Origin of the sequence: Streptomyces sp. NBC_01788 (assembly GCF_035917575.1) — a bacterium.
Classification (GTDB): domain Bacteria; phylum Actinomycetota; class Actinomycetes; order Streptomycetales; family Streptomycetaceae; genus Streptomyces.
In genome coordinates this window covers 2,794,997-2,810,629 of the sequence record NZ_CP109090.1, presented here as the reverse complement: position 1 = coordinate 2,810,629, position 15,633 = coordinate 2,794,997, and the positions used below count along the sequence as shown (strand labels likewise).

At 71.5% G+C, this 15,633-nt stretch carries 13 protein-coding genes; 9 read left to right on the top strand and 4 right to left on the bottom strand.

Features of this window, described 5'->3' with window-relative positions; translation table 11 throughout:
• Nucleotides 1–1,980, top strand: a complete 1,980-nt coding sequence (locus OIE49_RS12950) for a TIGR03960 family B12-binding radical SAM protein (protein WP_326802444.1) — start codon at nucleotides 1–3, stop codon at nucleotides 1,978–1,980.
• A gap of 138 nt (nucleotides 1,981–2,118) precedes the next feature.
• On the opposite strand, the gene OIE49_RS12945 is transcribed toward OIE49_RS12950, so the two are convergent.
• The 4 genes from OIE49_RS12945 to OIE49_RS12930 form a co-directional block, all read right to left on the bottom strand.
• Nucleotides 2,119–2,592 carry a GNAT family N-acetyltransferase gene (locus OIE49_RS12945; RefSeq protein ID WP_402497264.1) on the bottom strand — a complete coding sequence of 158 codons (474 nt, stop codon included), beginning with the start codon at nucleotides 2,590–2,592 and terminating at the stop codon, nucleotides 2,119–2,121.
• 29 nt (nucleotides 2,593–2,621) lie between these two features.
• Nucleotides 2,622–3,044, bottom strand: coding sequence for an arsenate reductase ArsC (locus OIE49_RS12940; RefSeq protein ID WP_326802442.1), 423 nt, complete (start codon nucleotides 3,042–3,044; stop codon nucleotides 2,622–2,624).
• A 142-nt stretch (nucleotides 3,045–3,186) separates the two neighbouring features.
• A complete protein-coding gene (locus OIE49_RS12935) occupies nucleotides 3,187–3,921 on the bottom strand; it encodes an MIP/aquaporin family protein (RefSeq protein ID WP_326802441.1) in 735 nt (244 codons plus the stop codon).
• A complete protein-coding gene (locus OIE49_RS12930) occupies nucleotides 3,918–4,298 on the bottom strand; it encodes an ArsR/SmtB family transcription factor (RefSeq protein WP_326802440.1) in 381 nt (126 codons plus the stop codon). The genes OIE49_RS12935 and OIE49_RS12930 overlap by 4 nt, the downstream gene beginning before the upstream one ends.
• 84 nt (nucleotides 4,299–4,382) lie before the next feature.
• Here OIE49_RS12930 and OIE49_RS12925 point away from each other — a divergent pair, with 84 nt between their 5' ends.
• The 8 genes from OIE49_RS12925 to rfbC all read left to right on the top strand — a co-directional run bounded on the left by OIE49_RS12925 (nucleotide 4,383) and on the right by rfbC (nucleotide 15,515).
• On the top strand, nucleotides 4,383–4,853 hold the full coding sequence (locus tag OIE49_RS12925) for an ArsI/CadI family heavy metal resistance metalloenzyme (RefSeq protein WP_326802439.1): 471 nt from the start codon (nucleotides 4,383–4,385) through the stop codon (nucleotides 4,851–4,853).
• Nucleotides 4,854–5,083: 230 nt separating this feature from the next.
• A complete protein-coding gene (locus OIE49_RS12920) occupies nucleotides 5,084–5,770 on the top strand; it encodes an SDR family oxidoreductase (RefSeq protein WP_326802438.1) in 687 nt (228 codons plus the stop codon).
• Nucleotides 5,771–6,151: 381 nt separating this feature from the next.
• Nucleotides 6,152–6,937, top strand: a complete 786-nt coding sequence (locus OIE49_RS12915) for a TIGR03936 family radical SAM-associated protein (RefSeq protein ID WP_100566859.1) — start codon at nucleotides 6,152–6,154, stop codon at nucleotides 6,935–6,937.
• A gap of 277 nt (nucleotides 6,938–7,214) precedes the next feature.
• Nucleotides 7,215–11,564 (top strand): Rne/Rng family ribonuclease, encoded by a 4,350-nt coding sequence (locus tag OIE49_RS12910; protein WP_326802437.1) that lies wholly within the window; start codon nucleotides 7,215–7,217, stop codon nucleotides 11,562–11,564.
• A 188-nt stretch (nucleotides 11,565–11,752) separates the two neighbouring features.
• A complete protein-coding gene (locus tag OIE49_RS12905) occupies nucleotides 11,753–12,820 on the top strand; it encodes a glucose-1-phosphate thymidylyltransferase (RefSeq protein ID WP_326802436.1) in 1,068 nt (355 codons plus the stop codon).
• The gene (gene rfbB / locus OIE49_RS12900; protein ID WP_326802435.1) at nucleotides 12,817–13,806 is read left to right on the top strand and encodes a dTDP-glucose 4,6-dehydratase; all 990 of its coding nucleotides are present in this window, start codon (nucleotides 12,817–12,819) and stop codon (nucleotides 13,804–13,806) included. Before OIE49_RS12905 ends, rfbB begins: the two co-directional genes overlap by 4 nt.
• Nucleotides 13,807–13,902: 96 nt before the next feature.
• A complete protein-coding gene (gene rfbD, locus OIE49_RS12895; protein ID WP_326802434.1) occupies nucleotides 13,903–14,922 on the top strand; it encodes a dTDP-4-dehydrorhamnose reductase in 1,020 nt (339 codons plus the stop codon).
• Nucleotides 14,922–15,515 (top strand): dTDP-4-dehydrorhamnose 3,5-epimerase, encoded by a 594-nt coding sequence (gene rfbC, locus OIE49_RS12890; RefSeq protein ID WP_326802433.1) that lies wholly within the window; start codon nucleotides 14,922–14,924, stop codon nucleotides 15,513–15,515. Before rfbD ends, rfbC begins: the two co-directional genes overlap by 1 nt.
• The last annotated feature ends 118 nt before the right edge of the window (nucleotides 15,516–15,633 follow it).

Sequence of the window (15,633 nt, the reverse complement as noted above, 5' to 3'; positions counted from 1 at the left end):
ATGCCTGCCGAAGCCGCCGAGACCGTCGAGTCCGTGTTCCCGCAGCTCGAAGCTCTGCTCCCGCATGTGCAGAAGCCGATCCAGTACGTCGGCGGAGAACTCAACTCCACGGTCAAGCCCTGGGAGTCCTGTGACGTCCGCTGGGCGCTCATGTACCCGGACGCCTACGAGGTCGGCCTGCCCAACCAGGGCGTCATGATCCTCTACGAGGTCCTCAACGAGCGCGAGGGCGTCCTGGCCGAGCGCACCTACAGCGTGTGGCCCGACCTGGAGGCGCTGATGCGGGAGCACGGCGTCCCGCAGTTCACGGTGGACGGCCACCGCCCGGTGAAGGCCTTCGACGTCTTCGGCCTGTCCTTCTCCACGGAGCTGGGCTACACCAACATGCTGACCGCCCTGGACCTGGCCGGGATCCCCCTGGAGGCCAGGGACCGCACGATCGACGACCCGATCGTGATGGCGGGCGGCCACGCGGCCTTCAACCCCGAGCCGATCGCCGACTTCATCGACTGCGCGGTCATCGGCGACGGCGAGCAGGCGGTGCTGGAGGTCACGGAGATCATCCGCGCCTGGAAGGCGGAGGGCCGCCCGGGCGGACGCGAGGAACTCCTCTTCCGCCTGGCGCGGACGGGCGGGGTGTACGTGCCCGGCTTCTACGACGTCGAATACCTGCCCGACGGCCGCATCGGCCGCGTGGTGCCCAACAAGTCGGGCGTCCCGTGGCGCGTGTCGAAGCACACGGTGATGGACCTGGACGAGTGGCCTTACCCGAAGCAGCCGCTGGTGCCGCTGGCGGAGACGGTCCACGAGCGCATGTCGGTCGAGATCTTCCGCGGCTGCACGCGGGGCTGCCGCTTCTGCCAGGCCGGCATGATCACCCGCCCGGTGCGCGAGCGCTCCATCACGGGCATCGGCGACATGGTGGAGGCCGGTCTGAAGGCGACGGGCTTCGAGGAGGTGGGCCTGCTCTCCCTGTCCTCGGCCGACCACACGGAGATCGGCGACGTCGCCAAGGGCCTCGCCGACCGCTACGAGGCCGACAAGATCGGCCTCTCGCTGCCGTCCACCCGCGTGGACGCCTTCAACATCGACCTGGCGAACGAGCTGACCCGCAACGGCCGCCGCTCGGGCCTCACCTTCGCTCCCGAGGGCGGCTCCGAGCGCATCCGCAAGGTCATCAACAAGATGGTCTCGGAGGACGACCTGATCCGCACCGTCGCCACGGCCTACGGCAACGGCTGGCGCCAGGTGAAGCTGTACTTCATGTGCGGTCTGCCCACGGAGACGGACGAGGACGTCCTCCAGATCGCCGACATGGCGACCCGTGTGATCCAGAAGGGCCGCGAGGTCTCCGGCTCCAACGACATCCGCTGCACGGTCTCGATCGGCGGCTTCGTCCCCAAGCCGCACACCCCGTTCCAGTGGGCACCCCAGCTCTCCGCCGAGGAGACGGACGCCCGCCTGCAGCGGCTCCGCGACAAGATCCGCGGCGACAAGAAGTACGGCCGCTCGATCGGCTTCCGCTACCACGACGGCAAGCCCGGCATCGTCGAGGGCCTGCTCTCGCGCGGCGACCGCCGTATCGGCGCCGTCATCCGCGCCGTCTACGACGACGGCGGCCGCTTCGACGGCTGGCGCGAGCACTTCTCCTACGACCGCTGGATGGCCTGCGCGGACAAGGCCCTGGTCCCCTTCGGCGTGGACGTCGACTGGTACACCACCCGCGAGCGCACCTACGAGGAGGTCCTCCCCTGGGACCACCTCGACTCCGGCCTCGACAAGGACTGGCTCTGGGAGGACTGGCAGGACGCCCTCGACGAAACAGAGGTCGACGACTGCCGCTGGACCCCGTGCTTCGATTGTGGGGTGTGCCCACAGATGGACACCCAGATTCAAATCGGCCCGACAGGCAAGAAGTTGCTGCCTCTGACCGTCAAGAACGCGGCTCCGGCGCCGGCTGCGAGTGGTCACGTGCACTGAGGTGGGCGCTGGTGGGGTGAGCGAGGACGAGGTGTCCGCCGTATTCGCTTCGGTTGGGGCTTTGCTTCCTCGCCAATCCGCGCCGTCGGCGCCCTCTCGGGCTGGCGTCTTGGGGCGTTTGAATGCGTGGTGTGCGCTCTATACGACCGCAAGGCTGCGGCGTTCGATGAGTACGACGTCGCGCCATACGCCGTGATGCCGGCCGATGCGTTCGCGCGTGCCGATGATGCGGAAGCCCGCCCTCTGGTGCAGGGCGAGGCTGCTGGTGTTCTCGGGGAAGATGCCTGACTGGATGGTCCAGATGCCCGCTGCCTCGGTCGAGGCGATCAACGCGTTCAGCAACGCCGTGCCGACTCCTCGGCTGCGGGCGTCGGGGTGGACGTACACCGAGTGTTCGACCACGCCGGCATAGACGCACCGGTCGGACACCGGCACCGCCGCGACCCAGCCCAGCACCTTGCCGCCCTGGTCCACGGCGATGCGCCGGTGGTCGGACAGCTTGGTGGCGTTGAATCGTTCCCAGGTGGGTGCGGCGGTCTCGAAGGTGGCGTTGCCCTCGTCGATGCCGAGTCGGTAGATCCTCAGGACCTCGTCGGCGTGCTCGGGGTCCATGGCCACGATGCGAACCTCGGTCGCGGCACTCACGCTTGCTCCGCCGGGGCGATCTCGTCGATCAGGCCGCGGATGCGCTTCTGGATCTCGTCGCGGATGGGGCGGACGGCGTCGACGCCCTGTCCGGCCGGGTCGGGGAGCTCCCAGTCGAGGTAGCGCTTGCCGGGGAAGACGGGGCAGGTGTCGCCGCAGCCCATGGTGATGACCACATCGGAGGCCTGGACGGCTTCGGCCGTGAGCACCTTGGGCACCTCGGCGGAGATGTCGATGCCTGCCTCCGACATCGCTTCGACGACGGCCGGGTTGACTGTGTCGGCGGGCGCGGACCCGGCGGAGCGGACCTGTACGCGGTCGCCCGCGAGGTGGGTGAGGAACGCTGCGGCCATTTGGGAGCGCCCGGCGTTGTGGACGCAGACGAACAGCACGGAGGGACGTTCAGCGGAGGTGTTCATGGCCGGTGTGTCTTTCTGGGCGGAGGCCGGTCAGGGGAGTTAGTGCCGCGGCAGGTGATGTTTGCCCGTGAAGGAGCGGCGTCCGGTGCGGCGGGAGTGCGTGCCGGGCGTCGCGACGGGGCGAACGTTGCCTGTCGGGGCACTAGGGAGCGGCGAGTTCGGGTTCGTCTCGGAGAGGAATGGCTGCGGTCTGTGCGGGTGCTGGGCGTCCGAAGATCGCAAGCACCAGCACCAGCCCCAGCGCGGCACCCACCAGTTGGGCCACGATGAACGGGCCGAGCGAGCCGGGGGCAATGCCGGCGAAGGTGTCGGTGAAGGCCCGGCCGATGGTGACCGCCGGGTTCGCGAACGAGGTGGAGGACGTGAACCAGTACGCCGCTCCGATGTACGACGCCACGGCCACCGGGCCGAAGTGGGCGCGGTCGGAGCGGGCCAAGCCGAAGATCAGCAGGACGAGTCCGGCGGTCGCGACCACCTCGCCCAGCCACAGGTGACCGGTGGAGCGGTCTTGGGTGGACCACTGGACGAGCGGTTTGCCGAACATGGCGTCGGCCACGATGGCACCGGCGATGGCTCCCATGATCTGGGCCGGGATGTAGGCGGCGACGTCCCGCGTGGTCAGTGCATCCTCGCTGCGGCGGCCGGTGAGCCAGGCGGCAAGGGTGACGACGGGGTTGAAGTGTGCACCGGAGACCGGCTCCAGGAGCGCGATGAGCACGCCCAGGCCGAAGACCGTGACCAGCGAGTTGGCCAGCAGTTGCACGCCGACATCCCTGGTCAGCTCGGTGGCCTGGATGCCGGAGCCGACGACCACCGCGACCAGGGCAGCCGACCCCACAGCTTCGGCGGCGGCCCGGCGGCTCAGTGGGGTGCTCACGCGGTCGACTCGGCCGTCTGCGACGTCTTCAGGAAGGCGGCGAGCCGCTCGAGGGTGGCGGGCAGCGCCCAGTAGTAGACCCACGTGCCGCGCCGCTCGCAGTCGATCAGACCGGCCTGCCGCAGCAGCTTGAGGTGATGCGAGATCGTCGGCTGGGACAGATCGAATGCCGGGGTCAGGTCACAGACGCAGACCTCACCGCCCGTCCGTGAGGCGATCATCGACAGCAGGCGCAGGCGTACCGGGTCGCCCAGCGCCTTGAACAGCTTCGCCAGCTCCGCCGCCTGGTCCTCGTTCAGGGGAGCGGTCACCAGCCCGGGGCAGCACGCGCCGTTCTCGTCGCCCTGTCCGAGCACCACAAGCTCCTGTTTCGACATGCGTCTATGTTGACAGCTTTCGATCCAAGCTGCAAGCTTGCGTTACATCGATAGGCGTCGATGCAAGCCGATGGGAGCCCTGTCATGTCCCGTGCTCAGCTCGCCCTCCGTGTCAGCGACCTGGAGGCGTCGATCACCTTCTACTCGAAGCTGTTCGGCACCGAACCGGCCAAGCGACGCGAGGGCTATGCCAACTTCGCCCTCACCGAGCCCCCGCTCAAGCTCGTCCTGATCGAGGGCGAGCCCGGCAAGGAAACCCGCCTCGACCACCTCGGCGTCGAGGTCGAGTCCACCGACCAGGTCGACGCCGCCACCACCCGACTCAAGGACGCCGGACTGGCCACCTTCGAGGAGAACGACACTTCCTGCTGCTACGCCCTCCAGGACAAGGTCTGGGTGCACGGTCCCGGTAAGGAGCCCTGGGAGATCTACGTCGTCAAGGCCGACGCCGACACCCTCGGCAAGAGCGTCGACCCCAACGCGACCGGCGACGGCTGCTGCACCACCCGGACCACCGAACCGGCCTCCGCGTCCACAGGTTGCAACTGCGTTTAGGCAGGGATGCGGCTTCGCGCCTACGCCCTCAGCAAGGGGAAGATCCCCTCTCCCTTCGGCGTCTTCGTCCAGGTCGCGGACGGAGTCGAGGGTCTCGTTCGGCTGCGCGCCCTCTCGAATGCGTCGTTGCGGCATCCGGTGCAGGCTGGTGGGGGACATGGGCGTGCCACGAAGCGGTCCGGTTCGAGGTGTCTGCCGTGCTCGGCGGGCGGCCGCGGGAAGGAGGCGCGATGGAGATCGAAGGGTCGATTGCCCTGGTGACGGGGGCCAATCGTGGCATCGGGCACGCATTCGCTCGCGCGCTGATCGAGCGGGGAGCCGCCAAGGTCTACGCCGGTGTCCGCGATCCGGCGAGCGTCGATGACGAGCAGCTCTCCGCGTTGCGTCTGGACGTCACCAAGCCGGAGGACGTCGCCGCGGCGGCCGAGACCGCCGGTGACGTCAGCATCGTCGTCAACAACGCGGGCGTCGGAGGTTTCGGGACCAAGCTGCTGACGGGCTCCCTCGACGGTGCGCGCGAGGCGATGGAGATCAACTACTTCGGCACCTGGGCCGTTTCCCGTGCCTTTGCCCCGGTCCTGGCGCGCAATGGCGGCGGCGCACTGGTGAACATGCTGTCGGCTGCCTCCTGGATCTCCCGGCCGGAGTATCCCGGATACGCGGCCTCCAAGGCGGCCGAGTGGTCGTTGACGGGGGCGTTGCGGGAAGGCCTGCGCGAGCAGGGAACGCTGGTGATCGGCGTCCACGCCGGCTTCGTGGAGACGGACCTCAGCTCCTTCACCGACGCACCGAAGATCAGCGCGGCGGACGTGGCGGAGCAGACCATGGACGCCCTGGCGAACGACCGGGTCGAGGTCCTCGCCGACGAGCGGACCAGGCAGATCAAGCACGCCCTGGCGCAACCGCTGGATCAGTGAGATCGGCATCGACCGAGAACGACGCAGGTGACCCGCGGCGCGGGCCACGCGCCCAGCGCAGGCGCGGCACCCGGAAGGCGTTCGCCGCAGAGTGCGACACCGCCGGCGGGCCCGCGCGGCCCCTGCGCCGGGCACTCCGCGGGGATTCGCGGCCGGTGGCCCGCCGGGAACCGGGCGTGGCCGAAACGCGTACTCTAGAGGGAAGGACCGGGCGCGAAGTCTCCCCGCCGAGGCGGGGGTGATCCGGACGGGACGGCACCGGAGGGGTGCCGGACCGGACGCTCTCCACGACGAGGGTCGGCGCCACGGACCTCCCGCCGTACACGAGGAGAAGTTCCACTGGGCAAGCGACAGCCCGAAGGCCCACCGCCCGCACCCGCGGTGCAGCGCATCCGACTGCGCTACACCAAGCGAGGCCGCCTCCGGTTCACCAGCCACCGTGACTTCCAGCGCGCCTTCGAGCGTGCGCTGCGCCGTGCCGAGGTGCCGATGGCGTACTCGGCGGGGTTCACGCCGCACCCGAAGGTCTCCTATGCCAATGCCGCACCCACCGGCACGGGCAGTGAGGCGGAGTACCTGGAGATCGCGCTCACCGCGCACTGCGACCCGGAGCGTCTGCGTGAGCTTCTCGACGAGTCGTTGCCCGCCGGGCTGGACGTCGTCGAGGCGGTCGAGGCCCGTACGTCGGGGCTCGCCGACCGGCTGACCGCTTCCGTGTGGGAGCTGCGGCTGGACGGCGTGGACCCGGCAGAGGCCGAGAACGCGGTCGCGGCCTTCAACGGGGCCGAGACCGTGGAAGTGCAGCGCCTGGCCAAGAACGGCATGCGCACCTTCGACACCCGGTCCGCCGTGGTGGACCTGGAGAGTATGGAAACGCACGGTTCGGCGGCTGATGGGCCGACCGGCCAGCCTTGTGCGATACTGCGGCTGGTTGTTCGGCACGTGACGCCTGCCGTACGACCCGACGACGTCCTGTCCGGTCTCCGCGCCGTGGCCGACCTGGCGCCGCCGGTCCCCGCTGCGGTGACCAGGCTGGCGCAGGGGCTGCTCGATGAAGAGACCGGCACGGTGACCGACCCGCTCGCGCCGGACCGCGAGGCAGACCTGGCCGCCCCGGCCGATTCAGTGGGGGCCGCCGTTCCTGCCGCCGCGAAGGCGCCCGCGTAGGGACGGTTCCGCACCAGGACGGACGTCGAAAGCGCCGCCCTCGTACTCGGGAGCCACCTGGGTCGGGCAGCGCACCGACCAGAAGACTTTCGCCAGGCCGTGCACAACAAGGCGTACGGAACCGGCGAGACAGGACACTGAGAGCTCCCGTGCGGCGCATGCGCCCCGGACGGCGGCCGACGCGCACCGCGCGGCCGCGGACGTCAACGGTGCCGATCGACGTGATCGGCGCCGGACCGGGCGCGGCGCCCGGGAGCCTGACGGGAGATACGCCCGCATGCTCGAACCGACCGAACCCATCGAGGGTTCCGAAGAACTGAACACCCCCAGCGACACCCTGCCGCCGCGTCGTCGGCGCCGTGCCGCGTCCCGCCCGGCGGGTCCGCCCGCCGCCGCGTCCTCCGAGGTCGCGGCCGAGATCACCGCTCCGGCCGTACCGGCCGCCGCGTCCGCGGAACTCGCGGAGCAGGTGGAGGAGCAGGAGACTCCCGGGGCCGAGGAGGCCGCCGAGGCCGCGACGGCCCTGGTCACTGGCGAGGAGTCGGAGGAAGCGGCCGAAGAGGCGGCGCCCGCGCGCCGTACGCGCCGTCGTGCCTCCGCGCCCGCCGGGACGCCCAAGGCCACGGAGGGCGAGGCCGAGACCGTCGTTCCGGCGGCGGCCGTCGCCGAGACGCCGGCCACCGAGTCCGGTGCCGTCGAGACGCCCGCCGGGTCAGTGGAGGTCGGCGAGGCCGCCGCTCCGCGGCGTACCCGCCGGCGTGCCACGCGCAGCGTGTCCACGCCCGTCGCGTCCACGGAAGCGGTCGAGACCGCCGCCGCCACGGTCGCCGAGGGTTCCGAGGCTGTCGCCGATTCGGCCGCGGAGGCGCCCGCCCCCGCCGCTCGTACGCGCCGCCGCGCCACCCGGCGCGCGTCCGCGCCCGCCGGTGCCCCCGCGATGGACGAGGCCGCCGAGACCCCCGTGGTGAGCGCCGCTCCCGAGACCGAGGCCGAGGCCGAGGCCGTCAGTGCCGGCTCCGCCGAGGAGACGGCGCCGCAGGCCGTCGAGGACGCGGCTCCGCGGCGTACCCGTCGGCGTGCCACGCGCCGTGTCTCCGAGCCCGCCGCCGTCAGCGAGGCCCCTGCGGCCCAGCCCGCCGAGGTTCCCGCCGAAGTCACCTCCGCCGCCGAGGCCGCCACCACCGACGTGCCCGCCGCCGAGGCCGCCGAGGCCGTCGAGGACGCGGCTCCGCGGCGTACCCGTCGGCGTGCCACGCGTCGTGTTTCCGAGCCCGCCGCTCAGACCGCCGCCGAGGCCCCCGCCGCCCAGGCCGCCGCCGAAGCCCCCGCGGTCCAGTCCGCCGAGGCCCCCCGCGAGAGCGAGGCCCCCTCCGACGCGGCCCCCGCCGCCGAGGAGTCCGGGACGCGGCGCAGCCGTCGTCGGGTCGTCCGGCGTGCCGCGACGGGGTTCTCCGAGCCCGCCGCCGAGTCCACCGCCGGTGACGGCGAGTCGACGCGCAGGCCCGCGCGGCCCGCCGTCGCCGTGTTCCAGGCGCCCGTCTTCACCCAGCCGATGTTCCAGACCCCGGAGCGTGCCGCCGCCGCGGCGGCGGCCGAGGCCGCGGACAGCGAGGAGCTCCCGGAGGAGCAGGCCGAGCCGGTCGAGCAGGCCGAGCACTCCGACCAGGGCGGCTCGCGCCGTCGCCGTCGCCGCAGGGGCTCCGGTGGTGAGGAGTCCGAGACCCGGACGGCCGTGACCGCCGCCGAGTCCGCCGAGTCCGCCGAGTCCGCCGAGGACGAGGAGGAGTCCGCCGAGTCGGCCGAGGAGTCCGCCGAGGACGAGGACGGCGAGGAGTCCGGTTCCCGCCGTCGCCGTCGCCGCGGTGGCCGCCGTCGTCGCCGGGGCGAGTCCGCCGAGGCCGGCGAGGACGGGGAGGAGAGCGACGAGCTCGCCGCCGAGCAGGCCGCACAGGACGCCGAGGACACCGCCGAGCAGCTCGACGAGGACGACGAGGACGCGGCCGGCGCCGAGGACTCGGACGAGGAGGACGAGGGCCGGCAGGGAGGCGGTGGCTCCAGCAGCAGCCGCCGTCGCCGCCGTCGCCGTCGCCGGGCCGGTGACGGCGCCGGGGAGGGCGAGCCGTCCGCCGACGACCCCGAGCGCACCGTGGTCAAGGTGCGCGAGCCCCGCAAGGCGGCCGAGCCGTCCGACGAGGTGCAGTCCATCAAGGGCTCGACCCGTCTGGAGGCCAAGAAGCAGCGCCGCCGCGAGGGCCGCGAGCAGGGCCGCCGCCGGGTGCCGATCATCACCGAGGCCGAGTTCCTGGCCCGCCGTGAGGCCGTCGAGCGCGTGATGGCCGTCCGGCAGCACGGCGACCGTACGCAGATCGGCGTCCTGGAGGACGGCGTGCTCGTCGAGCACTACGTCAACAAGGAGCAGTCGACGTCGTACGTCGGCAACGTCTACCTGGGCAAGGTGCAGAACGTGCTGCCCTCGATGGAGGCCGCCTTCATCGACATCGGCAAGGGCCGCAACGCCGTTCTGTACGCGGGCGAGGTCAACTTCGAGGCGCTCGGGATGGCCAACGGCCCCCGCCGTATCGAGTCCGCGCTGAAGTCCGGGCAGTCCGTCCTCGTGCAGGTCACCAAGGACCCCATCGGGCACAAGGGCGCCCGCCTGACCAGCCAGGTCTCCCTCCCGGGCCGCTACCTCGTGTACGTGCCCGAGGGCTCGATGACCGGCATCAGCCGCAAGCTGCCCGACACCGAGCGGGCCCGGCTGAAGACGATCCTCAAGAAGATCGTCCCCGAGGACGCGGGCGTCATCGTGCGCACCGCCGCCGAGGGCGCGAGCGAGGACGAGCTGCGCCGCGACGTCGAGCGGCTCCAGGCGCAGTGGGAGGACATCAAGAAGAAGGCCAAGGGCGGCAGCTCAAGCGCACCGTCTCTGCTGTACGGCGAGCCGGACATGACCGTCCGGGTCGTGCGCGACATCTTCAACGAGGACTTCTCCAAGGTCATCGTCAGCGGTGACGAGGCGTGGGAGACGATCCACGGCTACGTCTCGCACGTCGCCCCGGACCTCGCGCCGCGTCTGCAGCGCTGGACCAGCGAGGTCGACGTCTTCGCCACGTACCGGATCGACGAGCAGCTCGCCAAGGCGCTGGACCGCAAGGTCTGGCTGCCCAGCGGCGGTTCGCTGGTGATCGACCGGACCGAGGCGATGGTCGTCATCGACGTCAACACCGGCAAGTTCACCGGCCAGGGCGGCAACCTGGAGGAGACGGTCACCAGGAACAACCTGGAGGCGGCCGAGGAGATCGTGCGCCAGCTGCGGTTGCGCGACCTCGGCGGCATCATCGTGATCGACTTCATCGACATGGTCCTGGAGTCCAACCGCGACCTGGTGCTGCGCCGCCTGCTGGAGTGCCTGGGCCGCGACCGTACGAAGCACCAGGTGGCCGAGGTGACCTCGCTGGGCCTGGTGCAGATGACTCGCAAGCGGGTGGGCCAGGGCCTCCTCGAGTCCTTCTCCGAGACCTGCGTGCACTGCAACGGCCGCGGTGTCATCGTCCACCTGGAGCAGGCGAGCGTCGCCGGTGGCGGCGGCGGGAGCAAGCGCCGCAAGCGCGCCCGCGCCGGTGCCGAGCAGCCGCACGAGCACGAGGTCGTGGCCGTCGAGGCGGTCGCCCCGACCGCCGAGGAGGAGGCGGAGGCCGAGGCGGAGGCCGCCGGGCCCATCGCGCTGCCCGCGCTGGAGATGGCCCCGGACGAGGAGCTGTACAGCAGCGTCGCCGAGGCGGAGGCCGCGGCGAGCCGTGGCCGTACGCGGCGCCGCGCGAGCCGGCGGGTGTCCGCGCCCGCGGGCGCGCCGAAGGCCCACGCCGACGGTGGCGCTCCGGTTCCCACGGCGCAGGACGTCACGGCGGCCGAGGAGGCCGCGCGCCCGGTGGTCCCGGAGCCGGCCGAACAGGCTCAGGCCGAGCCCGTGGCCGTGGAGGATCCGACGGTCCCGGCCGCGGCCGAGGAGGCCGCCCCCAAGGGCCGTACGCGTCGTCGCGCGACCCGCAAGGTGTCGGCGCCGGCCGGGTCCCCGGCGGGTGCCGAGGCGTCCGTGGTGACGGTGGCGGAGGCCGCGCCGGCGGTGTCCGCCGAGTCGCGGGACACCGACGCGCCCGAGGTTCCGGCGGAGCAGCCGGAGGCTCCGGCAGAGTCCGCCGCCCCGGCCCGTCCGCGCCGCCGTGCCGTGCGCAAGGCCACCGCGCCGACCGCGCCCGAGGACACGGCCGTCGTGGTCGTCCCGTCGGGCACGGCGGAGGAGGCCGCCACCGAGTCCGGTGCGCCGGCCGAGTCCGCCGAACAGGCCGCCGCCGACTCCGAGTCGGCCGAGACCGCCGCCGAGGAGACCGTCCCGGCCAAGAAGACGGCCCGCAAGGTCGCCAAGAAGGCCACGGCGAAGAAGGCCGCCACGACGAAGGCGGTGGCCAAGAAGACGACGGCCAAGAAGACCGCCGCGAAGAAGGCCACGGCCAAGAAGGCGGCGAAGACCGTCAAGTCGGCCACGGCCGCGAAGAAGTCCGCGTCGAAGAAGACCGCGGCGGCGGAGCAGTCGTCGTCGCCGTCCGTCTCGGCCTCGACGGAGGACTGACCGACTCGCACGGCGCGGGGCGGCGACGGACCACCGGTCCGTCGCCGCCCCGCGTTCGTGTGTCGTGCGTCGCTGCTTCGTTGCGCGAAGGAAAGACGGACCGGAAGGGCTAAGGTGTGAGCCACTGACTCCAAAAGGACATATGGGGATTCTGTTCCCAACCCGTTCACAGTATTGGGGCGCAATACGTGAAGGCTCTCGTGCTCTCCGGGGGGTCGGGCACCCGTCTCCGGCCGATCACTCACACCTCGGCCAAGCAGTTGGTGCCGGTCGCCAACAAGCCTGTGCTCTTCTACGGCCTGGAAGCGATCGCCGACGCCGGGATCGACGAGGTCGGGATCGTCGTCGGTGACACCGCGGACGAGATCCGCGAGGCGGTGGGTGACGGCTCCCGTTTCGGGGTCGAGGTCACCTACATTCCGCAGGAGGCGCCGCTGGGACTCGCCCACGCGGTGCTCATCGCGCAGGACTTCCTCGGCGACGAGGACTTCGTCATGTACCTCGGTGACAACTTCATCGTCGGTGGCATCACCGGCCTCGTCGAGGAGTTCCGGGCCGAGCGGCCCGACGCGCGGATCCTGCTGACCAGGGTTCCCGACCCCACGTCCTTCGGTGTCGCCGAACTCGGCCCCGACGGACAGGTGGTGGGCCTGGAGGAGAAGCCGAAGGAGCCGAAGAGCGACCTGGCACTGGTCGGCGTCTATCTGTTCACCCCGGCCGTGCATGAGGCCGTCCGCTCCATCGAGCCTTCCTGGCGCGGGGAGTTGGAGATCACCCATGCCATCCAGTGGCTGATCGACAACAAGTGCGACGTCCGCTCCGCCACCATCTCCGGTTACTGGAAGGACACCGGCAACGTCACCGACATGCTGGAGGTCAACCGGTCCGTCCCGGAGGCCGTGGAGCCGCTGAACGCGGGCACGGTGGACGAGGAGAGCGAGATCATCGGCCGGGTGCGCATAGAGGCGGGCGCCAGGGTCAGCGGCAGTCGGATCGTCGGACCCGCGATCATAGGTGCCGGCTCGGTGGTCGACGACGCGTACATCGGCCCCTTCACCTCGGTCTCCGAGGACTGCCGGATCGTCGACAGCGAAATCGAGTACTCCATCCTGCTGCGAGGTTCGTCCGTGACCGGCGTGCGCCGGGTGGAGGCCTCGCTCATCGGGCGCGACGCCGAAGTGACGCCCGCACCCCGGAACCCCTCGGCCCACCGGCTCGTGCTCGGTGATCACAGCAAGGTGCAGATCTCCTCATGACGACCAGGATCCTGGTGACCGGCGGCGCCGGCTTCATCGGCTCGCACTACGTCCGTACGCTGCTCGGTCCGCAGGGCCCCGGTGATGTCGCGATCACCGTCCTGGACAAGCTGACGTACGCGGGCAACCCGGCCAACCTCGACGAGGTGCGCGCGCACCCGGGGTTCGCCTTCGTGCAGGGCGACATCTGCGACCCCGGACTCGTGGGCAAGCTGATGGCCGAGCACGACGAGGTCGTGCACTTCGCCGCCGAGTCGCATGTCGACCGCTCCATCGACGGCGGCGCGGAGTTCGTCCGCACGAACGTCGTCGGCACGCACACGCTCGTCGACGCGGCGTACCGGGCCGGCATCAAGACCTTCGTGCACATCTCCACCGACGAGGTCTACGGCTCGATCGACGAGGGCTCCTGGCCCGAGACCCACCCGCTGGCACCCAACTCGCCCTACTCCTCGGCGAAGGCCTCCAGCGACCTGATCGCGCTGTCCTACCACCGCACCCACGGCCTGGACGTCCGGGTCACCCGCTGCTCCAACAACTACGGGCACCACCACTTCCCCGAGAAGGTCATTCCGCTCTTCGTCACCAACCTTCTCGACGGCAGGAAGGTCCCGCTGTACGGCGACGGCGGCAACGTCCGCGACTGGCTGCACATCGACGACCACGTACAGGGCATCGACCTGGTCCGCACCAAGGGCCGCGCGGGGGAGGTCTACAACATCGGCGGCGGCACGGAGCTCTCCAACAAGGAGCTCACGGCGCTGCTGCTCGAGGCGTGCGGAGCCGACTGGGAGACCAGCGTGGAGTACGTCGACGACCGCAAGGGCCACGACCGCCGCTACTCCGTCGACTGCACGAAGATCCGCGAGGAGCTCGGCTACGAGCCCCGCAAGGACTTCCGCACGGGCCTCGCCGAGACGGTGCGGTGGTACCGCGACAACCGCGCCTGGTGGGAGCCGCTGAAGGAGCACGCGGCCCTGAACTGACGCGCCGCCCACCTCGCCGGGACCGGTCAGGCATTCCGGGTGCGCCCGGGGCACCGGCGACAGGCCGCCCCACCCCGCACGAGGACGAGAAGAGGCATGAACCCGACACACGAAGAGGCAAGCGTCCCGGCCGGCTGGCTGGTCACCGGAGCGGGCGGCATGCTCGGTCAGGACGTGCTGGCCAGGCTGGCCGCCGAGGGCGAGCGGTCCGTCGCGCTGGACCGCTCGGCCCTGGACCTCACCGACCCCGCGGCCGTGCGGCGGGAGCTGGAGCGTCACCGCCCCGCCGTGGTCGTCAACTGCGCGGCCTGGACCGCCGTGGACGACGCGGAGACCCACGAGGCCGAGGCGCTCCGCGTCAACGGTGACGGCCCGGCCCACCTCGCCGCCGCCTGCGCCCGTACCGGCGCCGTCCTGCTCCACGTCTCCACCGACTACGTCTTCGCCGGCGACGCCACCACCCCGTACGCCGAGGACGCCCCCACCGCTCCGCGCAGCGCCTACGGGCGTACCAAGCTCGCCGGTGAGCAGGCCGTCCTGAAGACCCTCCCGGACCGCGGCTATGTGATCCGCACCGCCTGGCTGTACGGCGCCGGCGGGCCCAACTTCGTCCGCACCATGATCCGCCTCGCGGCCGAGCGCGAGACGCTGGACGTCGTGGACGACCAGCGCGGCCAGCCCACCTGGAGCGCCGACCTGGCCGGTCTGCTGTTCGCCCTGGGACGCGGAGCCCTGGCCGGCACCGCCCCGGCCGGGGTCTACCACGGCACCAACTCCGGCGAGACCACCTGGTACGGCTTCACCCGCGAGATCTTCCGCCTGCTCGGGGCCGACCCGGACCGGGTCCGCCCCACGACCAGCGAGGCGTTCACCCGTCCCGCCCCCCGCCCGGCCTACAGCGTCCTCGGCCACGACCGCCTCCGCCCGGCCGGTGTCGAACCGCTGCGCGACTGGCGCGCGGCGCTCACCCGGGCTTTCCCGGAGATCCACCGAGATCGGCCGGCGCACTCCGCCGGACCCGCCGCGTCCGCCGGCGTACCGGGCGGCCTGGCGCACCGGGCGAGCCCCGACGGACCGACTGAAGAAGAGCCGAGGCAAGAACCGAGGACTGTGTGATGCGACCCCTTTCGATTTCCGGTGCCTGGGTGCACGAGCCGAAGGTCTTCCCCGACAGCCGGGGCAACTTCCACGAGTGGTTCAAGGCGCCCGTCTTCACCGAGGCGGCAGGCCACCCGCTCACCCTGGCCCAGGCCAACATGTCGGTCTCCAGCCGGGGCACCCTGCGCGGAATCCACTTCGCGGACGTGCCGCCCGGCCAGGCCAAGTACGTCAAGTGCGTGCGTGGTGCGGTCCTCGACGTGATCGTGGACATCCGGACCGGCTCGCCCACCTTCGGCCAGTGGGAGGCGGTGCGCCTCGACGACCGCGACCACCACGCGGTCCACCTCTCCGAGGGCCTCGGTCACGGCTTCATGGCACTCACCGGGGACGCCACCGTCATCTACCTCTGCTCCGCGGGCTACGCCCCCGGGCGCGAGCACGGCGTCCACCCGCTGGACCCGGCCCTCGGCATCGACTGGCCCGCGGACATCACCCCGCTGCTCTCCGACAAGGACGACCAGGCGCCCACCCTGGCCCAGGCCCGGGAGCAGGGCCTGCTGCCCTCCTACGAGGAGTGCGTGGCCTACCGGGAGAGCCTCGGCGGCTGAGCCGACCCCGGCCCGGTTTGACCGGCCGGTGGAGGCACCGTAACCTTGACCGTCGGCGTGGCCTCTGTGCCTGCCACATCCCCGTAAACCTCATCCTCCCGGACACAGGCCGTGACCG

What these genes read in the sequence shown, in the direction of transcription:
- OIE49_RS12950 (WP_326802444.1), top strand. Translation starts at nt 1, where the DNA reads ATGCCTGCCGAAGCCGCCGAGACCGTCGAGTCCGTGTTCCCGCAGCTC.
- OIE49_RS12945 (WP_402497264.1), bottom strand. Translation starts at nt 2,592, where the DNA reads ATGGACCCCGAGCACGCCGACGAGGTCCTGAGGATCTACCGACTCGGC.
- OIE49_RS12940 (WP_326802442.1), bottom strand. Translation starts at nt 3,044, where the DNA reads ATGAACACCTCCGCTGAACGTCCCTCCGTGCTGTTCGTCTGCGTCCAC.
- OIE49_RS12930 (WP_326802440.1), bottom strand. Translation starts at nt 4,298, where the DNA reads ATGTCGAAACAGGAGCTTGTGGTGCTCGGACAGGGCGACGAGAACGGC.
- OIE49_RS12925 (WP_326802439.1), top strand. Translation starts at nt 4,383, where the DNA reads ATGTCCCGTGCTCAGCTCGCCCTCCGTGTCAGCGACCTGGAGGCGTCG.
- OIE49_RS12920 (WP_326802438.1), top strand. Translation starts at nt 5,084, where the DNA reads ATGGAGATCGAAGGGTCGATTGCCCTGGTGACGGGGGCCAATCGTGGC.
- OIE49_RS12910 (WP_326802437.1), top strand. Translation starts at nt 7,215, where the DNA reads ATGCTCGAACCGACCGAACCCATCGAGGGTTCCGAAGAACTGAACACC.
- rfbB (WP_326802435.1), top strand. Translation starts at nt 12,817, where the DNA reads ATGACGACCAGGATCCTGGTGACCGGCGGCGCCGGCTTCATCGGCTCG.
- rfbD (WP_326802434.1), top strand. Translation starts at nt 13,903, where the DNA reads ATGAACCCGACACACGAAGAGGCAAGCGTCCCGGCCGGCTGGCTGGTC.
- rfbC (WP_326802433.1), top strand. Translation starts at nt 14,922, where the DNA reads ATGCGACCCCTTTCGATTTCCGGTGCCTGGGTGCACGAGCCGAAGGTC.